Genomic DNA, 19773 nt, shown 5'->3' with positions numbered 1-19773 from the left:
ACGTCCGTCCCGGGGTCGTTCGGCGGGGGTGACCTACGCGGTGTGTGCGTCGGCCACGAACAGTGCCTCGTCGAGGATTCGCAGTCCCTCCTCGACGTCGGCGGCGCCGATGTTGCACGGAGGGACCACGTGAATCCGGTTGAAGTTGGCGAAGGGGAGGAGGCCGCCCTTGCGGCAGGCGGCGATCGTCTCCGCCATCGCGGGGCTCGATCCGCCGTACGCCGCAAGGGGTTCGCGGGTCTCGCGGTCCTTCACCAGTTCGATCGCCCAGAAGACGCCCGCTCCACGGACCTCGCCGATGGAGGGGTGAGCGTCCCGCATGCGCGCCAGCGTCGGTCCGATCACATCGGCGCCGATGCGGGCGGCGTTGCCGACGACGTCCTCGTCCTCCATCGCGTTGATCGTGGCGACGATCGAGGCCGTCGCCAGCGGATGCCCCGAGTAGGTCAGGCCGCCCGGGTACACACGATCGGTGAACGTCGCGGCGATCGCGTCGTTGATCGCGACGCCGCCGACCGGCACGTATCCCGAGTTGACGCCCTTGGCGAAAGTCATCAGATCGGGAACGACGGGCCCGGCCTCGGTCGTGGCGTGTTCGATCGAGAACCACTTCCCGCTGCGTCCGAATCCGGCCATCACCTCGTCGGCGATCATGACGATCCCGAACTCGGTGCACAGGTCCCTGACGCCCGCGAGGTAGCCGGGCGGCGGGATCATGATTCCCGCGGTCCCCGGGATCGACTCCAGGATGACCGCCGCGATGGTGCCCGGCCCCTCCAGTTCGATCACCCGACGCAGCTCCTCGAGGGCGCGCTCGCACTCCTGCTCCGGTGTCTGCGAGTGGAACACCGAACGGTAGAGGAACGGTCCGTTGAAATGGACCACCCCGTGCGCGCCGCGATCGCTCGGGAACCGACGGGGATCACCGGTCAGGTTGACCGCGAGGTCGGTGCCGCCGTGGTATCCGCGGTAGCGCGCGAGCACCTTGTGCTTCCCGGTGTGCAGTCGCGCCATCCGAACCGCGTGCTCGACCGCGTCGGCGCCGCCGTTGGTGAAGAAGATCCGATTCAGGTCGCCGGGAGTGCGTTCGGCGATGAGCCTCGCCGCTTCGCTGCGCGCGGCGTTCACGTGCTGCGGCGCGACGGTGCACAGCTTCGCCGCCTGCTCCGCGATCGCCGCGACGACCTTCGGATGCTGATGGCCGATGTTGGTGTTGACCAGCTGGGACGAGAAGTCGAGGAGACGGTTGCCTTCGCCGTCCCAGACGTACGACCCCTCGGCCGCGATCACCGTCATCGGGGTGAGTGAACCCTGCGCCGACCAGGAGTGGAAGACGTGCGCGCGGTCGAGCTCGTACGCCCGTGCGCCCTCTGCGACTGCGACGTCGAGATCGACGCCGCCGGGGAGTGCGGTCATGAGTCAGTCCTCTCAGACGTTCTGTGGGAAGCCGAGGTTGATTCCGCGGTTGGCCGGGTCTTGCCAGCGGGTGGTCACGACCTTGCCTCGGGTGAAGAAGTGCACGCCTTCGGGGCCGTACGCGTGAGTGTCGCCGAACAGCGAAGCCTTCCATCCGCCGAACGAGAAGTGCGCGCTCGGCACCGGGATCGGCACGTTGACGCCGACCATGCCGACCTCGACCTCGTTCTGGAATCGCCGGGCGGCTCCACCGTCCTGCGTGAAGATCGCCGTGCCGTTGCCGTACTGGCAGTTCGAGATCAGCTCCAGCCCCTCCTCGTAGGTGTCGACGCGGATCACCGAGAGCACCGGTCCGAAGATCTCGTCGGTGTACACGCTCATCTCGGGTGTCACATGGTCGAGCAGGGTCGGACCGACCCAGAAGCCGTCGGTCACATCGCCCGCGTCGCCCTCGGTCGCCGTCACGTAGCGGCCGTCGACGACGACCGTGGCGCCCGCGGATTCGCCTGCCTCGATGTAGCCCGCGACCTTGTCCCGGTGGGCGCGGGTGATCAGCGGGCCCATGTCGGCCCGGCCGGTGCCGTCGCCGGTGACGAGGGTCCGCGTCCGTTCGGCGATCTTCGCGACCAGTTCGTCGGCGATGTCACCGACGGCGACGAGGGCCGAGACCGCCATGCAGCGTTCGCCCGCCGAGCCGAAGCCCGCGTTGACCATCGCGTCGGCGGTGATGTCGAGGTCGGCGTCCGGGAGCACGATCGCGTGGTTCTTGGCGCCGCCGAGCGCCTGGACGCGTTTGCCGTTGGCGGTTCCGACCCGGTACACGTACTCCGCGATCGGGGTGGACCCGACGAATGAGACGGCCTTGACGGCGGGGTTCGAGAGCAGTTCGTCGACGGCCGTCTTGTCGCCGTTGACGACATTGAAGACTCCGTCGGGCAGCCCGGCTTCGGCGAGAGCCCTGGCGATCCACAGGGCCGACGACGGGTCCTTCTCGCTCGGCTTCAGCACCACGGTGTTGCCCGCCATGATCGCGATCGGGAAGAACCACATCGGGACCATCGCCGGGAAGTTGAAGGGCGAGATGACGGCGACCGGTCCGAGCGGCTGACGGATCGACGAGACGTCGACCATGCTGGAGACGTTCTCGCTCGACTCGCCCTTCAGCAGGTGATTCATCCCGCACGCGAACTCGACCACTTCCTGACCGCGGGCGATCTCGCCCAGCGCGTCGGAGTGCACCTTGCCGTGTTCGGCGGTCAGGATGGCGGCGAGCTCCTCCTTGCGGGCGTTCAGGATCTCGCGGAACGCGAACATGACACCGGTGCGCTTGGCGAGCGAGGTGTCGCGCCACGCGGGGAACGCCTCACGGGCCGCGGCGATGCCCGCCTGCGTGTCGGCGACGCCGGCGAGCGCGACCCGACCGGTCACGACGCCGGTCGCGGGGTTGGTGACCGGGGCGTAGTCACCGGACGCTCCGATGTACGTCGCGCCTGCGATCCAGTGGTCGATGGTCTGGGTGCTGATGTCAGTGAGGGTCATGGCTCCACTGTGACGGCCGTCTGCGTCCGATTCGACGGACATACCGTCAATAATCGCGTCCTCGGGCTTACACTTCGTTCATGGCGTTGACCGTTGCCGACATTCTCGCGCTTCCGGTGATGCGTGCGGGCGACCCGGACGTCCTGGTCGACGCCGGGCTGGACCGGGTCGTCCGCTGGGTGCATGTCGGCGAATCGCCCGCTGTCGCGGAGCTCTTGACCGGCGGTGAGCTGATCCTCACCACCGGAGGACCGCTGCGGTCGGATCCGCACCGGTTCTGCACGGCGCTCGCAGCCTCGGGGGCGTCCGGCCTGATCGTGGAGCTCGGCCCGGCGATGCCGCGGATCCCGGACTCCGCGGTCCGGGTCGCGTCCGAACACGGCTTCCCGCTCATCGCCCTCCGTCGGGAGGTCCGATTCGTCGCGCTCACCGAGCACGTGCACCGGGTGATCGTCTCCGAACAGTTCCACGAGGTCGAGTTCGCGCGACACGCCCACCAGGTGTTCACCGAATTGTCCATGCGCCGGGCGGACGCCGACGACATCGTCGCGAGCGCCGCGGAACTGCTCGGAACTCCCGTCGTGTTGGAGGATTCCGCACACCACGTGCTCGCGTTCGCCGAACACGGGCACACCGCCGCCGAACTGCTCACGGGGTGGGCCGGACGCGCGCGGACCGATGGAGTCGGGCTGCCGGTGGGGGCGGACGGCGTGGCGTTCGCGCGTATCGTCGCACCGCTCGCCGAACCGTCCCGCCGAGTGTCGACCGTGCTGGAGCGGGCGGCCCAGGCGCTCGCCCTCCGGGAGATGGTCGAACGGGACCGGGCGGCGCTCGAACAGCAGGCCCAGCACGGACTGCTGGACGACCTGCGGTCGGCCCGAGTGCCCGACGAGGCGGGCGCCTCCGCCCGGGCGCGAACGCTCGGGCTCAAACTCGCCCGGTACTACGTCCCGCTGACCGTCGGCGTCGACATCGAGGTCGGCAGTGACGAGATCAGCACCCGGCGTCGAAAGCTGCAGGTGCACGACGGCTTTCGGCACGCGCTCGGCCTCGCGAAGCTGACCGCGATCAGCACGGTGACCGGTACCGGACTCAACGCGGTCGTCGCGTGCACGGGCTCCGATCCGACGGCGGCCGTCGACCGGGCCGGTCGACTCGTGATCGCCGAGGTCGGGCGGGTGCGCGGAGTCCGCGCGGTCCACGTCGGGGCCGGCCCGGTGACCGGCCGGATCGTCGACGCGGTCGCTGGATTGACCGAGGCCGAGCACGTCGCGGCCGTCGTCGCCGCCATGCGGTCGCCCGGACCGAGGGTGTACCGCGTCGCCGACACCCGCCTGCGCGGACTCGCCGCCATGCTCGTCGACGACCCGAGGGCGGTGGCCTTCGCGAACGCCGAGCTGAGACCGCTGCTGACGGCACCGGACTCCGCCGACCTGGTCTCACTCCTGCGCACCTTCCTCGAGGCGTCCGGCAACAAGACCGAGATCGCGCGTCGCCTGCACCTGTCGAGGCCGACGTTGTACGCGCGGATCGCGGACCTCCGGGAGCGGCTCGGCGTCGATCTCGACGACGGCGAATCGCGGGCGTCGTTGCACGCGGCGTTGCTGATGCTCGACGTGGTCGGAGCGAGGAGTGGGTAGGGTGGCCGAGTGCGTTCGCCGATCCCGGAGTACCTGGCCGAAGCCCTCTCCCACGTCGCGTCGGACGATTCCGGCGCCACTGCCGACTACATCCCGCAGTTGGCGGACGCCGACCCGGACCGGCTCGCGGTCGCGATGTGCACCGAGGACGGTCGCCTCTACTCGCAGGGCGACTGCGACGTCGAATTCAGCATCCAGTCCATCTCCAAGCCGTTCGTCTACGCTCTCGCCCTGGCCGACCGCGGCTTCGACGCGGTCCTGGACAAGGTCGGCGTGGAACCGAGTGGTGACGCGTTCAACGAGATCTCGCTCGAGCCGGGAACGGGCCGACCGCTCAACCCGATGATCAACGCGGGGGCGATCACCACGCACACCCTCGCCGGACCGCCGGGACTCTCGGTGGACGAGCGGTCCGAACGGATCGTCGACGGCCTCAGTGCTTTCGCCGGACGCCGACTCGAGGTGGACGCGGCCGTCTTCGAGTCCGAACTGCGCACCTCGTTCCGCAACCGTGCGCTGGCGAACATGTTGCGCGCCAACGACATCCTCGACGAGGACCCGCTCATGGCGGTCACCGGCTACACCCGTCAATGCTCCCTGCTGGTGACCGTGAACGACCTCGCACTGATGGCGGCGACACTCGCCAACCGCGGTGTGAACCCGGTGACCGGCGCGCCGGTGGTGTCGGCCCGGGTGGTCCGGCAGACGTTGAGCGTGATGGCGACGTGCGGAATGTACGACGGGGCGGGCGACTGGATGACCAAGGTCGGCATCCCCGCCAAGAGCGGCGTGGCGGGCGGTCTCATCGGCGCGCTCCCCGGCCAGGCCGGGATCGCGACCTTCTCGCCGCGCCTGGACCGCCACGGCAACAGCGTGCGCGGCGTCGACCTGTTCCGGAAGTTCACCTCCGACATGGGCATGCACCTGATGGATGTGCCCGCGGCCGGACCGTCCGTCGTCCGCGGACGCCGCGTGTTCGGCACGGGCCCGCGCGCGGTGGTCGTGGTGTCACTGCAGGGCGACATCCGATTCGCAGGCGCGGAACGCGTGCTCCGCGAGTTCGAGGACCAGCCGCCGGGGGAGAAGCGCGTCGCGATCAGCCTGATACGCGTCAGCAGCGTCGGCGACGTCGGCAGGCGCATGATCCTCGAGGCCGTCCGCCGTCTCACCCTCGACGGGCACGACGTCTACCTCATCGATCCCGACGGCGTGCTGCCGGACCCCGACCCCGGCGACGGCGGTGCGGTCACGGTCGTCAGGAGTCGGGAGGATCTGCTGGGAGCCGTGACGGGTCGATAGTCCCGGTCGGCATCGCATATCCACCACAGCGAGCGCGCCGGGTCGTATCCTCCGGGGGTGAATCGAACCATCGTGCGTCGGATCGCGATAGTCGGACTGGTCGCGGTGGCACTGCTCGCCGCGTGCGGCCGGAACGCGGACGCTCCGGCCCTGCCGTCGAATGCGCGGGTGAAGGCCACCGCCACCGGTCTCGTCCTCGACCGGACGCCGTGGTGGCCCACCGGTTTCGACGCGTACCAACTGGCGACCGACTGGTCGGTGAACGTCGGCTGCGGCGCACAGGTCGACCTCAACGCCTACTTCTCGGCCGTCCCGGCGCGATCGCTGACCAGATTCAACCTCTTCGCGGCGCTCGCGGTCGACAAGAAGACCGGTCGAGCCGACTTCCGCGCCGTCGACGCCGTGTTCGCCGCGGCCGCGCGGCACAGACGAATGGTGCTGCCCGTCCTGACCGGCGGCGCGAGCCCGTGCGAAGGCGACATGTTCAAAGACCGGTCCTGGTACCGATCCGGGTGGTCGAGCCTGCCCCTCGGACCCCACGGCACCTTCGCCGACTGGGTCGACACGGCCGTCAAACGGTACCGCGGCGAGCCGTCGGTCGCCGGATGGGAACCGGTCGGAGAACCCGAACCGGCCGACTGCACGGCGGCAGGCTGCACATGGAGTCAGCGGACGTGCGCCGCCGACGCGCCGAAGGTCCTGCGGTCGTTCTTCGACGCGGTCGGCGGCCGGATCCACCGGCTCGACCCCGGTCGGCTCGTGTTCAGCGGCACCACGGGCGGCGACCAGTGCGGCATCGCCGGAGACGGATACCCACTCGTCGCGCGGTCGCCGGGCGTCGACGTGATGGACTACCACGACTACCCGGACGACGCGTCGCCGACCACGCCCGACACCCTCGCCGCCCGGATCGCCCAGATGCGGGCCGTGGGCAAGCCCATCGTCGTGAACGAGGTGGGACTGCGCGCCGGGTCGTGCCTGTCCCGGGACGAACGGGCGCGCAGTCTCCGCGCGCGGCTCGCCGATCACCGCCGGGCGGGTGCGGCGGGCGCACTGCTGTGGGCGTACGTCCCCGATCCGCGACCGGACCAGTGCACCTTCGACATCGGACCGGACGACCCGCTGTGGAAGGTCGTGTCCGACCTCGCCTCATGAGAGTCAGGAGACGACGCGATAGAGACGCCAATCGGGTTGGTCGGCACCCTGGTTGCGGGCCTCGAGGACGAGGGCCGCGATCTGAGCACCGTTCTCGTACATGGTCGGGAACCGGACGTTGACGGCGTCGCTGGTGCCGCGTCCCTCGTTGGGGACCGCGAGGATGTACTGCACCCGATGGGCCGCGGGGGCGTTGAGGATGCGGGCGAAGTCGGCGTCGGACGGGATCACGAACTGGCGTGGACGCTGCGACTGCACGATGACGGCGAATCCGTAGACGGTGTCGCAGACGACGGCTCCGTCCGGCAGGTTCAGTGAGTCGAGGTAGTGCGCCAGTTCGCGTTCGGTGGAGAACGACCGGGCCACTCTCCGGGCGTCGAGCAGCAGCTTGTCGGTGGAGTCCGGATCGGCCCCGATCACGGCCCGCAGCGCGAACTCCTGCGGCGCGTACTTCGGCGACGCCATGCCGACCCACGTGGTGCCGACGCCGACGACGAGCGCCGCCGCGGCGGCGACCGGGATCAGCCGACGCCACCCTCCGGGCGACGGCGTGAGGTCGGGGAGTTCGGCGTTCGCACCGAGACGGCGGTACGGCATGTCGCGACGCATCGGGGCGGCGAGCGCGGCGAGGACCGCGGACAGCGGGATCACGGTGATGTAGAACCGCAGGAAGCCGAACGTGGTGCCGCGTGAATAGGCGAACACCTGGAACGCGAGGACCGCGCCGAACACCGCCAGACTCACCGCCACCGCCCGGAGCCGCCGACGCCGCACCACGGCGACCCCCGGCACGAGCAGCACCAGCAGCGGAGCCATGATCGCCATGCACGTCGCGGAGAACTCGAGTGCGGTGGTCGCGGTGTCCGAGCCGCTGCCGCCGAGCTGCGAGATGATCGCGGCGTTGCCGTACTCGGACGTGAACTGGGCGAACAGGTCGCCGGTGATCAGCCAACTCGTCGACGCCCACACCGTGAAGGCGACCGCCGTCGGCAGGGCGACGACGGCGGCGTCGACGACCGCCCGACGACGCCGCGTCACGGTCTCGACCGGCGACGACGAGGCGCGGCGGAAGCTGATGACGGCGACGAAGATCATCGCGGCGAAGCCGGCGGCCCCGCCGTCGTATCTGGTGAGGTAGCTCAAGGCGAGGGCGATCCCCGCGGTCACGAGATCGTGGACGTCATCGGTGTCGACCCAGCGGATGAGCCTGCGGACGGCCCACACCAGGCAGAACAGGTACGGCGCCTCGCTCATGCCGTTGGCGCCGTAGAAGACGATCATCGGGTTCAGCGCGTACGCGCCCACCACGAGCGCACCGATCCGCCACGACAGTCCGCGGTCGGTGACGATTCCGGCCAACTGCATCACCGAGCCCGCCATGAACAGCGCGGACATGACGACGGCCGACATCGCGTGCGTCGTGAACGCGGGCCACAGCGGCGAGAGCGCGACGAGCGGTATCTCGGCGATCGCGGTCAGCGGTGTGAACACGAAACCGATCGCCGACAGGTGCGGATCGCGGCTGACGAGCGCGGCCTGTGCGGCCTGCACCCGCGACAACGCGTCACCGGAGTAGAACTGCTGGTCCAACGCGAGATACGCGCCGAACGCGAGGTAGCAGGCGGCGGCGAGGACGAACACCGCGAGGTGGGTCCGACGGGTCGTCACGCCGACTCCGTATCCGTCTTCGCGATCCCGTGGAACGTCTTCTCCCAGTAGGAGGGGTTCCGGATCAGCTGCCACATGCCCTTCAGCGACGCGACGCTCATCATCAGCCAGTACAGCGGGACGATGAGCGCGGGCCAGAACAGGTCGCCGCGCCCGTCCTCGCGGATCGCGATGACGTTCATGTAGATCATCGAACTGTTGCCGAAGACGAGTGACGTCAATGCGAGGAAGTAGACGGGCCCGGGGAACAGGGCGGAGATCGCGGGCAGCTGGCCCGCGATCCAGACGGCGGCGATCAACCAGAACAGCATGTTGACGCAGGCGATGACCGCGGTGCCTGCGAGCAGCATCGAGAAGCGGAACACCGACACCGGGCCCATCGTGCGGACGAGCTCGACGGGACGGCGGGTGTGGACGAGCCACGTCTGCATGTAGCCCTTGTACCAGCGGGAACGCTGCCTTACCCAGTTGATGGCGTCGACGTTGGCCTCCTCCATCGTCACCGAGTCGATCACCGCGGTCCGGTAGCCGCGCGCCGCGATGCGCACGCCGAGATCGGCGTCCTCGGTGACGTTGTACGGGTCCCACGCGCCGATCTCGTCGAGCAGGGACCGCCGGAAGTGGTTGGACGTCCCGCCGAGCGGGATCGGGGCGCGGCTCGCCATCACCCCGGGCAGCAGGTATCCGAACCAGATGCCGTAGTCGGCGGTGAACCAGGCGGTCAGCACGTTGTCGGTGCCGTTGTGGAAGCTGAGCTTGCCCTGGACGCACACGACGTCGTCGTCGAGGTCGGCGAACGCGGCGGCCACCCGCCGCAACTGCAGCGGATCGGGTTTGTCCTCGGCGTCGTAGATGGTGACGATGTCGCCGGTCGCGAAGTGCAGCCCGTAGTTGCACGCCTTCGGCTTGGTCCGCGGCTCGGCGGGCGGCACGAGGACGACGGTCACCAGGTCGTCGGCGGCGACGGCCCGCGCCGCGTCGATGGTGACCTGGTCGTCCTCCTCCAGCAGGAGCAGGACCTGCAGTTTGTCGACCGGGTAGTCGAGCGCCCGCATGTTGCCGATCAGGTCGCCGACCACCTCGGGTTCGTTGTAGGCGGGGACCAGCACGGTGTATGAGGGGAGGTCGTCGTCTCCGACGGCGCGGGCGCGTTCGTCGGAGACGGTGAGCGCGCCGCTGACGAGGCCGCGCCGGAACAGCACGAGACGATCCACGAGCGCGGCGACGTAGACGACGGTCAGCACCGACACGACGACCGTCGCGGTGATCTGCGGGGAGACGATCGCGGCCGCCAGGACGATGACCGGGATCGAGATGCCGATCCACTTCTGGACGGGTGTGAAGGCCACCGACGCCGACATCGCGGGGTCGCGCTCGCGGAGGCCGTCGACGGCGTCGTGGAGGGCCTTAGCCCGATAGTCGGGGTCGGCGAGGAGCGCGTCGACGTTCATCACGCCGCCTCGTGACGGGCCAACTGGGCATCGATCAGCCCGTCGGCCACCGAGGTCAGCAGGTTCTCGTCCTTGAACGACGGCGTCTCGTCGGTGGTGACCGCGTTGCCGCGCAGCAGGATGGTGAGCAGCGGGTTGATCACGCGCAGCGGATTGTGCGCGGGCTGCGGGAACGGTGCGCCCGGCAGATGATTGTCGACGGAGAAGATCGTCACCTGCATGGTCGACACCGCGTCGTTCCAGCGCCAGCTGAGCCGGTTGAACGTGAGGACGCGCTTGTCGTCGACGACGGTCTCGATGGTGCCGCTGATGCCGTGGCTCAGGGTCACCGCGCGCGCTTCGCTCGTCCGGTCGCCGATCGTGTCGTAGACGATCGACGGATGGTAGATGTCGAGGGTCAGCGGCCGGTCGGTCACCACGGCGTCGAGGACGACGGTCCGGGGGAGCGCCGACTTGTCGTAGCGGACGTCGCCCTGCGTCTGGACGAGGGTCTGTCGGACCGACTCCGCGTGCCTGCCGTAGAAGCGGTCGAAGTCCAGGGGATGGGCGCTCACTTGGCGCCATCCGGCCGGCACGGCGAGCGGCAACCGCATGCTCAACTCCTTGAACGTGGTGCCCGGATGCGGGCGGACGTGCGGGACGGGCACGAGCGCGATCGCCGCCGACCCGACCGCGAGCATCACGACGCCCGTCCACACATTGGCCGCGGTCAGCCTGTTCACCGGGCGGTGCGGGTACGGGCGCAGCGAGCCCGCGTCGCGCCGCTGGTCGACGTACATGACGGTGCCGGTCGTCAGCATGGCCGCGACCGACGGGATCGCCATGTAGCCGAATCTCGCGAGTTCGGGTGTGAACACCGTGATCACTGCGAGGGTCGCGATGCCGGTGGTCGCGGCCATCGTCGCGCCGACCGCGGCGTGCCGCCTGGACCGTCCGACGGCCACGGCCGAACAGCCGACGGCCAGGATCAGGACGGCGATCCCCGCCGAGTACCGCTCGACGCCGAACGCGAGGACCAGGACGCGGAAGGGCATCGGGAACACCGACAGCCCGAGCAGCCACACCCACCGGTACCGGGCGGTGGGCCGGATCCCGAACAAGAGCACGCAGGCGCTCAACGTGAACAGCCACAGCGACACCAGGTCGATGTGAACAGCGAGGTAGACCGCGCTGTAGCGGGCGTTCAGCATGGCCTGCAGGCTGCCGGCCAGGACCAGCAGGACGCCGCCCACGATCACATCGGTCTGTCGGTCGTAGATCGGGAGTTCGTCGTCGTTGCGGAGGCTGACGCCGACAGTCGCACCGAGCAGCAGGAGCAAGGCCACCGGAAGGTATTCGAGGAGGGTCTTCGACGCGATCTCGACGGCGACGGCCGCGATCGTCTGGTGATAGGCGACGGCCGTGAGCAGCCCGATCGCCGCCCAGCGCAGCACGATCCGGGCGACGACGCCCCGCGTGTGATCGCGTGGGGGCGCCTCCGGCGTCTCGACGGCGACGGCCATCGGTGTCACTTCCGGCGTCGACGCACGACGAGCAGGAGCAGGGCCAGGGCGGCCGCGCCGATCAGTGCGATGACGGCGTACGTCCAGCCGCTGCCGGACTCCTCGGCCCGAGCCGGAGTCGCCGTCGAGGCGATCATGACGGGTTCGGCGCCGACGGTCGTGACGATCGCGTCGCCCGCGGCCGACGACCAGTGACCGTCGCGGCCGAGCCAGCCGAGGAGGTCGTCGAGTGCTGCGGCGTTCCCCACCGACGACGCGACGAGCACGCTGCGGCCGTTGTCGCGGGCCACCTGCAGTGACCCGTACCGGACCGCCGGGTCGGGGGTGAAGACACGGTCGGTCCCGGTCACGGAGTCCCTGACCGTGAGCCTGCCGTCCTTCGACGTCAGGGGAAGCGCCAGATCGGCGGGCAGACCGGTGCCGTCGGCTCCGATGACGACCGCCGGGTGCGTGGACGACGCCGCGTCGGCCACCGACACGACGTCGACGCCGAGGCGGACCGACGTCAGCTGCTGCAGATGCGTGAGGATGTCGACGGCGCGCGAGAGGTCGGCCGCGTCGCCCCGGGTCCAGGCCAGCTGGACGCGCGGCATCAGGGCCTGCGGCAGCGACTGCAGCCCGGACGGTGTGGGCGGATCGGCGGCGTCGGCGTCGATCTGCCCGTCCGAGGCGAGAGTCAGGGTGGCTCGGTCGGCCTGCCCGCAGGCGGTCCGTGCGCCGCCGTATTCGGCCGTCACGGTCAGCTCGGTGTATCGGGCCAGGACGTCGTCGGGGATGGCGACCCAGCGGTTGAACACGCCCGTCGCATCGGTGGGGACGCTGTCGAGAACGCGGTCGCCGACGGCGACGACGATGCGTCCCCCGTCGCCGCGCGGCGGAGTGAACGTGCCGCGCAGTTGGACGCGGACATTGTGCGAGGGCCGCGCCATCCGCGTCTGATCGATGCCGACGACGAGTCGCGGCCAGCCGTCCGTGGTGGCCCGCTGATCGGGAACGCCGAGGTCGGCGAGTGTCGTGACGTCGCGGGCGAGTTGCGGGGCGTCGTACAGCTGACCGGCGATCACGCCCGGCGACATGGCGAGCGGCGACAGGTCGGATGTGAGGAAGCCCGCCTGCGCGGCGAGGTCGGGCGCCGGGCCGCCGATCGTCAGTGCTCCGCCGGAGGCGATGTGCAGGCCCGACGGGAGGTTGGTGCCGATCACGATGTGGCGCGACAGCGGGCCGCCGCGCTCGGCGCGGAGATCGTCGCGTGGCCGCGTGACGGTGGTGATCGAGACCGGGGCGCTGCCGTACCGCGCGGCGACGGCCGTCGCCAGACCGACGGCCGCGGACGCCTCGACGGGCTGGACGTCGTCCGGAACGGTGATCGTCAGCGATGTCATCACCGGCGGGAGGAAAGATCCGACGGTGTCGGGCAGCGTCTCGTCTCCGTCGTACATCACCTGGGCGTCGGTGACGACGACGCCGTCGGTCGGGTCGTCCGAGCAGAACCCGTCGGTGTCCAGGTGAGTGGAGACGACGATGGCGGCCGATCGGGACTGTCGGTCCACCCGCAGGCCGGTCAGCGGGATCGTCAGATCGGCGGGCGACGCCGCCGGAAGAGTGATGCGGGTGAGGAGCCGGTCCCCTTGCTTCACGTCGACGCTGCCACGCGTCACGTATGCGGGCGTGCTCACGCGGCCGCGGATCGACACCGGCGTGAGGCCGTCGGGGACGGGGAGTCGCAGCCCGGTCTCGGCGGTGCGGCCGGGCAGTGTGATCGTCTGGCCCGCGCCGGTCAGCGCGAGGTCGACACTCGTGCTCGGTGCGGCGGACACGGTCGCCGGCAACACCGCGGCGACCAGCGCCAGTGTGGTCAGAACGCTGGTCAACACCAGCAGTGCACTCCGAATCCCGCCCATGGCAACACATTGTGCAAGTCGGTCGATGCCCGCGCCCGAAGCGGGCAGACGGGGTGCGATGATCGTCGAATGGAGATTCTCCACTTCACCAGCGGCGACGGCTGGGAGCGGTGGCTCGAGGCGAACCATGCGGACCAGGCGGACGCGTGGCTGCGGATCGCGAAGAGTCGCTCCCCGGTCCCCGGGCTGACGATCGGCGACGCCCTGGACGGCGCACTGTGCTTCGGCTGGATCGACGGTCAGCGCAGGTCCAACGACGATGACTCGTTCCTGCAGAGGTACTCCCCGCGGCGCCGGACCAGTTCGTGGTCGAAGATCAACGTCGACAAGTTCGAGGCGCTGGCGGACGCCGGGCGTGTGCGTCCCGCGGGTTTCGCCGAGGCGGAGCGCGCCAAAGCCGACGGCCGGTGGGATGCGGCCTACGAGTCGCAGCGCACCGCCGAACCGCCTGCCGACCTCGTCGCCGCGCTCGGTGCGAATCCCGATGCCGCGGCGGCGTTCGACGGGTTGGGCAGGTCGGAGCGGTACACGATCGTGCTGCAGATCCTCAAGGCTCGGACGCCGGAACGTCGCGCGACTGTCGTCGCGCGGGCCGTCGAGAGACTCGCCGCGTCGGTTACGCGAGCATGTCCTTGACCATCGGGACCACGCGGTCGCCGTACAGCTCGATCGAGCGGCGTTGAACGGCGTGCGGCACCGGCTGGTCGTACTTGACGTCGAAACGGTCGACCTTCAGGACCGACAAGGTGCGTGCGATCTTGCGAGCCACGGTCTCCGGCGAGCCGAGATGCAGGGAGCCGTCGGCGATCTCACTGTCGAAGTCGGACGGCGACGGCGGCGGCCAGCCGCGTTCGGCTCCCATCGTCGTGCGCATCGCGAACCAGCCGTCGTACGCCAGTTCGCGGGCCTCGTCGTCGGTGTCGGCGACGAGCCCGGGGGAATGGACGGCGACTTTGGCGCGCGGCACGCCGAACTCGTCCTGCGCGCGGTCGAAGAGGTCGATGTAGGCGGCGAAGCGGTCCGGCGGCCCGCCGATGATCGCGAGGAACAGGTTGAACCGGTACTGCGCCGTGCGGATCACCGACTCCGGGGTTCCGCCGACGCCGACCCAGGTGGGGATGCCGTTCGCGGTGGTCGGGTACACCCGCTGGTCGGTCAGCGGTGGCCGAGTGGTGCCCTCCCAGGTGACGGGCCTCTCCGTCAGCAGCCGTGACAGCAGGTCGAGGCGTTCCTCGAACAGCACGTCGTAGTCGGCGAGGTCGTAACCGAAGAGGGGGAACGACTCGATGAACGAACCCCGACCGGTGACGATCTCCGCGCGGCCGTTCGAGACAGCGTCCAAGGTGGCGAACCGTTCGAAGACCCGGACGGGGTCGTCGGAGCTCAGGACGGTGACCGCCGAACCCAGCCGGATCCGCGACGTCTTCGCGGCGATGGCGGCGAGGACCATCTCCGGGCTCGACACCGCGAAGTCGGGCCGATGGTGTTCACCGACGCCGAAGAAGTCCAGGCCGGTTTGATCGGCGACCACCCCGTCTTCGACGAGATCGCGGATCACGGTCGGGTGGTCGACGGGACGGCCCTCGCCGTCCTTGGTGACGCCGCCGAACGTGTCCAGGCCGAATTCGATCGTCATGGCTCCCCACAGTAGTGTCACGCGACCCGTGCGCACGTGCACGCGGCCGCGTGCAGAACCTCGTCGTCGATCGACGGGCGGGCCGGAGCGGCGTGTGCGTCGGGAGCGGGCCAGACGACCATGGCGGCGACGGCTCCGATGAGAGAGGCGGTCGCCAGGATCGGCCATGCGACGTCGAGCCCGGCCGACGTCGCGACCCACCCGGCTATCGGGTAGGCGAGCAGCCATGCGGCGTGCGACAGGGAGAACTGAGCGGCGAATGCGGCGGGAAGGTCGACGGCGGGTGTCACCCGGCGGATCACGCGGCCGGTCGGCGTGACGATCGCCGCCATTCCCGCGCCGATCGCCGACCAGACGGTGGCGATGAGCGGCGTCGACGCGGTGTCGGTGACCGCGAGCACCGCAGTCGTGACGGTCGCGGCGACCAGGACCGACGCCCCGAACAACATCACCGGGCGTTCGGAGTCGAGGAGGTCCAGGACTCGGGGCAGCACAAGCGCGACGACGAGCGTGCCGAGTCCGGACGCCGCGAGCATCCAGGCGACCGTCGTCTGCGTTCCACCGAGGTCGTCGCGCACCAGGTTCACCGTGTCGACCACGACGATCGATCCGGCGGACGCGACAGTGAAGTTCAACGCGAGCACGCCGCGGAGCTCGCGGGTTCGGGCGAACGTGCGCACGCCACCGACGACCTGGGATGCGGACAGTGCGCGCGTGAAGTCGTCCTCGTCGGCGACGACATCGGGGATCACCGCCTGGAACGTCGGTGTGAATGCGGCCGACGCCGCCTGCAGAAGTCCGACCAGTACGTACACCTGCCACACCTGTGTGACGAACGGCAGCACCACGACGACTCCCATGCGCATCACGTCGAGGCCGACGAGGAACGCGCGACGGGGAAGGCGATCGACGTAGGCCGCGGCGATCGGTGCGATGACGACGTACAGCACCATCTTGATCGTCAGCGCCGTGGCGAGGACCGCGGCGGCATTCGAGCCTGCGAGGTCGTACGCGAGCAGCCCGAGTGCGACGGTCGCCAGTCCCGTGCCGAAGAGGGCGATCACTTGTGCGGCGAACAACAGCCGGTAGTCGCGGATGGCGAACAGCGTCATGGTGTGCCTTCTAGCGTCGGGTCGTGGGTCAGTGGTGGTGGCCGCGGTGTTCGTGACTGTGGTGTTCGTGACCGGGGTGTTCGAGGCCGTGGCCGACGTCCTGGTGTCCGACGGAGGTCGCGTGCAGTGTGAACTCCGCGGTCCGGACGGCGCCCGCGTGCGCGAAGTCGAGGAACAGGCGGTAGTCGCCCGCCGTCGGCGCGGTCGCGTGGAACGAGATCGTGGGTCCGGCCGCGGTGACGCCGTCGCCGGGTGCGCCGTCGGGGTGCACGTGCAGGTACGCGAGATCGCCGGTGCGGAGTGCGACGAGGTGCCCGTATGCGGCGAGATACGGCTCGAGATCGGTGACGGGTGCCCCGTCGTGTTCCACGCGGAACGTCAGCGTCCGCCCCCGGTCCGGCACGAGGGCCCCGTCGAGCGTCACCGTGTAGCCGTCGACAGTCGCGGTCGACGAGGCCGACGGAAGCGGTTCGGGAGTGAAATCGCCCGCTACGAACAGGTCGGCTCCCAGGGTGAGGCCGCGACCGGATGCGGGAGCGAAGTCGGCGAGGATGCGCCACACCCCCGCGGTGAGGTCGAGGTCGGCGTGCCACACTCCGCGTTCGTCGCGGGTCGGGTGCACGTGCTGAAAGCCTGCGAGATCCCGACGGACCGCGATGAGGTGCAGTTCCTTGTCGTGTCGCTCCACGTAGTCGGTGATCGGGGACCCGCCGGCGTCGACGATCCGGAAGTCGACGGTGTGAGCCCCCGCGTCGAGGATCGTCGTCGGCAGGTCGAGGCGCAGGCCGTCGTCGGCGATCAGAACTCCGCTCGGTGCGGTCGAGTGTCCGGCATGGGTGTTGTCGACGGTCATGTCTTCCTCCTGGCGGTGGAGCGTCCTGGGTGGGCGCCGATGAGTTCAAGCTATACCCCTAGGGGGTATCTATCAAGTGTGACTCCAGTGACATTCGCGGTGGTCCGCGGGCGGTCCGGGCTGATCGGATGCGGCGCCTGGCACTACTGTTGTCAGGCGAGAAGGAAGCAACTCGGTCGCCGACGGCGATCAGTGACGGTTTGGAGTGAATGTGAATCTCATCGGCGTGATCGGCGGCGGCACCATGGGTGCGGGCATCGCCGAAGTGTGTGCGAAGGCCGGCAGCGACGTCATCGTCCTCGAGACCAAGCAGGAGTTCGCCGACGCGGCGGCCGCGCGGATCTCGAAGTCGATCGGTCGCGGTGTCGCCAAGGGCAAGATCTCGCAGGAGGACGCCGACGCGGCCGTCGCGCGCGTCAAGGTGACCCTCGACGTCGCAGACCTCGCCGACCGCGAGCTCGTCATCGAGGCCGCTCCCGAGGTCGAGGCCATCAAGCACGACATCTTCGCCAAGCTCGACGCCGTCGTCGGCGAGAAGACGATCCTCGCGACCAACACGTCGTCGATCCCGATCATCAAGATCGCCGCGGCGACCGCTCACCCCGAGCGCGTGGTCGGTGTCCACTTCTTCAACCCGGTGCCGGTGATGCCGCTCGTCGAGATCATCTCGGCGCTGACCACCGCTCCCGAGACGGCGGCCGCGGTCACCGACTACGCCAAGAACGTCCTCGGCAAGACCACCGTGCAGGCGGGTGACCGCTCGGGCTTCATCGTGAACGCCCTGCTCATCCCGTACCTCTGTCAGGCCATTCGCATGTTCGACTCCGGGTACGCCAGCGCCGAGGACATCGACGCCGCGATGAAGGGCGGCTGCGGCTACCCGATGGGACCCCTCACCCTCTGCGACACCGTCGGTCTCGACATCTGCCTCGCCGCGGCCGAATCGCTGTACGCCGAGTTCGCCGAGCCGCATTTCGCGCCGCCCGCCCTGCTGCGCCGCATGGTCGACGCCGGACGCCTCGGCCGCAAGACCGGCCGCGGCTTCTACGACTACAGCGCGTAGAGCCCCGACTCGCCACGACGCCCGCACCGGATTCCGGTGCGGGCGTCGTGCTGTCTCCCCGTCGGTTCTCCGGTCGTCTCCTCGGTTCTTCGAGCGCAGTCCCTGTCGGTTCTTCGAGCGCAGTCCCCGTCGGTTCTTCGAGCGCAGTCGAGAAGCTCTACTCGGCCAGGCGTCGGCGGATGAGGTAGTGCCGTTCGAGGAAGAGCCGTTCGTCGAGCTTCTTTCGGCGCATCCACGAGGTCAGCTCGGCGTTGCACTTGCTGGAGTTGCACGATCGGCAGCTCGGGACGACGTTGTCGAGCGTGTAGCGGCCGCCGCGCGAGATCGGCAGCATGCAGTCCTTCTGCAGCCCGGGCCCCGCCGCGCCGCAGTAGGCGCAGCCGCCCCATTCGTCCTGCAGCGACGCCCACTGGTCCGCGGTGAGGTCGTGATCCTGCTGCGCCATCCGCAGCTTGCGGCGGCGAGCGTATCTGGCGGCGCGAGGGCGAGGCGGCATTGTTCGACGGTAGCCGCGCCGCTCAGGTCATTTCAGGGCGCGACACTGTTCCGGTGCGACCGAACGCATGAAATCGCTGATTGTCCGCGGCTTCGGACGGTGGAACAACGAGACGCGAAACGACGGTCCAAAGCCGGCCGGTGCCCCGTTCGCCAGCTCCTGAGCGCGCTCGCTCGGATGCAACTGGAGGCGGAAGACCGTCGCGACGGTCAAGCCGCGCATGGATTGTTCGACGGCGTCGATTCCCGCGATGTCCTTCCACTCCCACTCCCGCAGCGCGGGGTCGGCGACGCCGCTCAGGAGGACCGACCGCGCGGTCACCACCGCGACGACCGTGTGGGCGAAGGCGCGAGCACAGACGATTGCCGACATCAGCACAAGAAGTCCGCCCAAGCCGATGACGCCGACGGCCATCCACGGATGGCCGCCCTGCTCGGCTCCCATCCAACCACCCCAGAGAATGACCGCCGCCGTGCACAGGTTGAGAACGACCAGGACTACTCCGGCGGGGCGGAAGCCGGATCGAACGACAAGATTCGACTGACGCATCGACATGAGATTCGTCCGTTCAACGAGTGGCGGAGACTCGACCGTACACTTCGCCCGAGGTCGCCGGCGGATCACGCCGCCATCGTGACGAAGGCGCGCGACCGGTGACGCGTCGTTCGAACAGCTTCCCCAGGGGGACCGGCGGGGAGGGGAAGACATAGACTCGACCGCCATGGAACCCGCACGCGACCTCGCAGGCAGAGTCTCGACTGCGGTGGCGGTCGGTGGATCCACAGTGATCGGCGCGTCGACCGGAGGCGTCGTCCTGATGAGGTGGAGCGCGAAGCGAACGCCGGGCGGATCCCTTGATGCCAGCAATTCGTTCGCGCTGACGGTTGAATGGTTGATGTGGACCGTGGCTCTGCTGATTCTCGCCGCGATCTGGGGAGTGACGTTCGTCCGTGCGCGTCGGCGTCGGACCCGAGTCGTTGTCTCGACCGTCGCGGTCGGTCTCGTGGCGCTCGGGTTGATCGGCTTGGCGGGTGGCTCGTAG

At 69.5% G+C, this 19773-nt stretch carries 18 protein-coding genes; 7 read left to right on the top strand and 11 right to left on the bottom strand.

Features of this window, described 5'->3' with window-relative positions; genetic code table 11:
* Positions 1-33: 33 nt before the first annotated feature.
* Positions 34-1416 (bottom strand): aspartate aminotransferase family protein, encoded by a 1383-nt coding sequence (locus GYB83_RS21585; protein WP_161897329.1) that lies wholly within the window; start codon positions 1414-1416, stop codon positions 34-36.
* Positions 1417-1428: 12 nt separating this feature from the next.
* Positions 1429-2955 (bottom strand): CoA-acylating methylmalonate-semialdehyde dehydrogenase, encoded by a 1527-nt coding sequence (locus tag GYB83_RS21580; RefSeq protein WP_161897328.1) that lies wholly within the window; start codon positions 2953-2955, stop codon positions 1429-1431.
* 80 nt (positions 2956-3035) lie between these two features.
* On the opposite strand from GYB83_RS21580, the gene GYB83_RS21575 reads away from it, so the two are divergent.
* Genes GYB83_RS21575 through GYB83_RS21565 form a run of 3 tightly spaced genes read left to right on the top strand, consistent with a single transcriptional unit; the run spans position 3036 to position 7049 of the window.
* Positions 3036-4595, top strand: coding sequence for a PucR family transcriptional regulator (locus GYB83_RS21575; protein ID WP_161897327.1), 1560 nt, complete (start codon positions 3036-3038; stop codon positions 4593-4595).
* A gap of 9 nt (positions 4596-4604) precedes the next feature.
* Entirely contained in the window at positions 4605-5894 is a 1290-nt protein-coding gene (locus GYB83_RS21570) for a glutaminase (RefSeq protein ID WP_161897326.1), read from the top strand.
* A gap of 57 nt (positions 5895-5951) precedes the next feature.
* On the top strand, positions 5952-7049 hold the full coding sequence (locus tag GYB83_RS21565; RefSeq protein WP_161897325.1) for a glycoside hydrolase 5 family protein: 1098 nt from the start codon (positions 5952-5954) through the stop codon (positions 7047-7049).
* 3 nt (positions 7050-7052) lie between these two features.
* Here GYB83_RS21565 and GYB83_RS21560 read toward each other — a convergent pair whose 3' ends face one another.
* From GYB83_RS21560 to GYB83_RS21545, 4 genes are read right to left on the bottom strand one after another with little or no spacing between them, the layout of a single operon-like run.
* Positions 7053-8717: a glycosyltransferase family 39 protein gene (locus GYB83_RS21560; RefSeq protein WP_186349828.1), complete on the bottom strand. Its 1665-nt coding sequence runs from the start codon at positions 8715-8717 to the stop codon at positions 7053-7055.
* Positions 8714-10168 carry a glycosyltransferase gene (locus tag GYB83_RS21555; RefSeq protein ID WP_161897658.1) on the bottom strand — a complete coding sequence of 485 codons (1455 nt, stop codon included), beginning with the start codon at positions 10166-10168 and terminating at the stop codon, positions 8714-8716. The genes GYB83_RS21560 and GYB83_RS21555 overlap by 4 nt, the downstream gene beginning before the upstream one ends.
* A complete protein-coding gene (locus GYB83_RS21550) occupies positions 10168-11670 on the bottom strand; it encodes a hypothetical protein (protein ID WP_161897324.1) in 1503 nt (500 codons plus the stop codon). The genes GYB83_RS21555 and GYB83_RS21550 overlap by 1 nt, the downstream gene beginning before the upstream one ends.
* A gap of 5 nt (positions 11671-11675) precedes the next feature.
* Positions 11676-13571 (bottom strand): hypothetical protein, encoded by a 1896-nt coding sequence (locus GYB83_RS21545; protein WP_161897323.1) that lies wholly within the window; start codon positions 13569-13571, stop codon positions 11676-11678.
* A 69-nt stretch (positions 13572-13640) separates the two neighbouring features.
* Between GYB83_RS21545 and GYB83_RS21540 the strand changes: the two genes are divergently transcribed.
* The gene (locus GYB83_RS21540) at positions 13641-14207 is read left to right on the top strand and encodes a YdeI/OmpD-associated family protein (protein ID WP_161897322.1); all 567 of its coding nucleotides are present in this window, start codon (positions 13641-13643) and stop codon (positions 14205-14207) included.
* Here GYB83_RS21540 and GYB83_RS21535 read toward each other — a convergent pair.
* Genes GYB83_RS21535 through GYB83_RS21525 form a run of 3 tightly spaced genes read right to left on the bottom strand, consistent with a single transcriptional unit; the run spans position 14188 to position 17172 of the window.
* On the bottom strand, positions 14188-15207 hold the full coding sequence (locus tag GYB83_RS21535) for an LLM class flavin-dependent oxidoreductase (protein ID WP_161897321.1): 1020 nt from the start codon (positions 15205-15207) through the stop codon (positions 14188-14190). The genes GYB83_RS21540 and GYB83_RS21535 overlap by 20 nt on opposite strands.
* Before the next feature lie 17 nt (positions 15208-15224).
* Complete coding sequence (locus GYB83_RS21530) at positions 15225-16319, bottom strand: MFS transporter (RefSeq protein ID WP_161897320.1); 1095 nt, start codon at positions 16317-16319, stop codon at positions 15225-15227.
* A gap of 28 nt (positions 16320-16347) precedes the next feature.
* On the bottom strand, positions 16348-17172 hold the full coding sequence (locus tag GYB83_RS21525; protein ID WP_228461704.1) for a DUF8832 domain-containing protein: 825 nt from the start codon (positions 17170-17172) through the stop codon (positions 16348-16350).
* 211 nt (positions 17173-17383) lie between these two features.
* On the opposite strand from GYB83_RS21525, the gene GYB83_RS21520 reads away from it, so the two are divergent.
* Entirely contained in the window at positions 17384-18235 is an 852-nt protein-coding gene (locus GYB83_RS21520; RefSeq protein ID WP_161897319.1) for a 3-hydroxybutyryl-CoA dehydrogenase, read from the top strand.
* Between the two features lie 157 nt (positions 18236-18392).
* Here GYB83_RS21520 and GYB83_RS21515 read toward each other — a convergent pair whose 3' ends face one another.
* Positions 18393-18731: an HNH endonuclease gene (locus GYB83_RS21515; RefSeq protein WP_161897318.1), complete on the bottom strand. Its 339-nt coding sequence runs from the start codon at positions 18729-18731 to the stop codon at positions 18393-18395.
* A gap of 27 nt (positions 18732-18758) precedes the next feature.
* A complete protein-coding gene (locus GYB83_RS21510; RefSeq protein ID WP_161897317.1) occupies positions 18759-19145 on the bottom strand; it encodes a hypothetical protein in 387 nt (128 codons plus the stop codon).
* Between the two features lie 6 nt (positions 19146-19151).
* Between GYB83_RS21510 and GYB83_RS21505 the strand changes: the two genes are divergently transcribed.
* Positions 19152-19388 carry a hypothetical protein gene (locus GYB83_RS21505; RefSeq protein WP_161897316.1) on the top strand — a complete coding sequence of 79 codons (237 nt, stop codon included), beginning with the start codon at positions 19152-19154 and terminating at the stop codon, positions 19386-19388.
* Positions 19389-19452: 64 nt separating this feature from the next.
* Complete coding sequence (locus tag GYB83_RS21500) at positions 19453-19773, top strand: hypothetical protein (RefSeq protein ID WP_161897315.1); 321 nt, start codon at positions 19453-19455, stop codon at positions 19771-19773.

It is taken from the genome of Gordonia spumicola (assembly GCF_009932475.1).
Classification (GTDB): Bacteria; Actinomycetota; Actinomycetes; order Mycobacteriales; family Mycobacteriaceae; genus Gordonia; species Gordonia spumicola.
This window is presented reverse-complemented; position numbering and strand designations above follow the sequence as displayed.

Coding starts and splice junctions, on each gene's coding strand:
- GYB83_RS21510 (WP_161897317.1), bottom strand. CDS start 19,145: ATGGCCGTCGGCGTCATCGGCTTGGGCGGACTTCTTGTGCTGATGTCG.
- GYB83_RS21535 (WP_161897321.1), bottom strand. CDS start 15,207: ATGACGATCGAATTCGGCCTGGACACGTTCGGCGGCGTCACCAAGGAC.
- GYB83_RS21515 (WP_161897318.1), bottom strand. CDS start 18,731: ATGCCGCCTCGCCCTCGCGCCGCCAGATACGCTCGCCGCCGCAAGCTG.
- GYB83_RS21545 (WP_161897323.1), bottom strand. CDS start 13,571: ATGGGCGGGATTCGGAGTGCACTGCTGGTGTTGACCAGCGTTCTGACC.
- GYB83_RS21575 (WP_161897327.1), top strand. CDS start 3,036: ATGGCGTTGACCGTTGCCGACATTCTCGCGCTTCCGGTGATGCGTGCG.
- GYB83_RS21540 (WP_161897322.1), top strand. CDS start 13,641: ATGGAGATTCTCCACTTCACCAGCGGCGACGGCTGGGAGCGGTGGCTC.
- GYB83_RS21500 (WP_161897315.1), top strand. CDS start 19,453: ATGGAACCCGCACGCGACCTCGCAGGCAGAGTCTCGACTGCGGTGGCG.
- GYB83_RS21525 (WP_228461704.1), bottom strand. CDS start 17,172: ATGACCGTCGACAACACCCATGCCGGACACTCGACCGCACCGAGCGGA.
- GYB83_RS21555 (WP_161897658.1), bottom strand. CDS start 10,168: ATGAACGTCGACGCGCTCCTCGCCGACCCCGACTATCGGGCTAAGGCC.
- GYB83_RS21580 (WP_161897328.1), bottom strand. CDS start 2,955: ATGACCCTCACTGACATCAGCACCCAGACCATCGACCACTGGATCGCA.
- GYB83_RS21505 (WP_161897316.1), top strand. CDS start 19,152: ATGGCCGCCCTGCTCGGCTCCCATCCAACCACCCCAGAGAATGACCGC.
- GYB83_RS21530 (WP_161897320.1), bottom strand. CDS start 16,319: ATGACGCTGTTCGCCATCCGCGACTACCGGCTGTTGTTCGCCGCACAA.
- GYB83_RS21550 (WP_161897324.1), bottom strand. CDS start 11,670: ATGGCCGTCGCCGTCGAGACGCCGGAGGCGCCCCCACGCGATCACACG.
- GYB83_RS21585 (WP_161897329.1), bottom strand. CDS start 1,416: ATGACCGCACTCCCCGGCGGCGTCGATCTCGACGTCGCAGTCGCAGAG.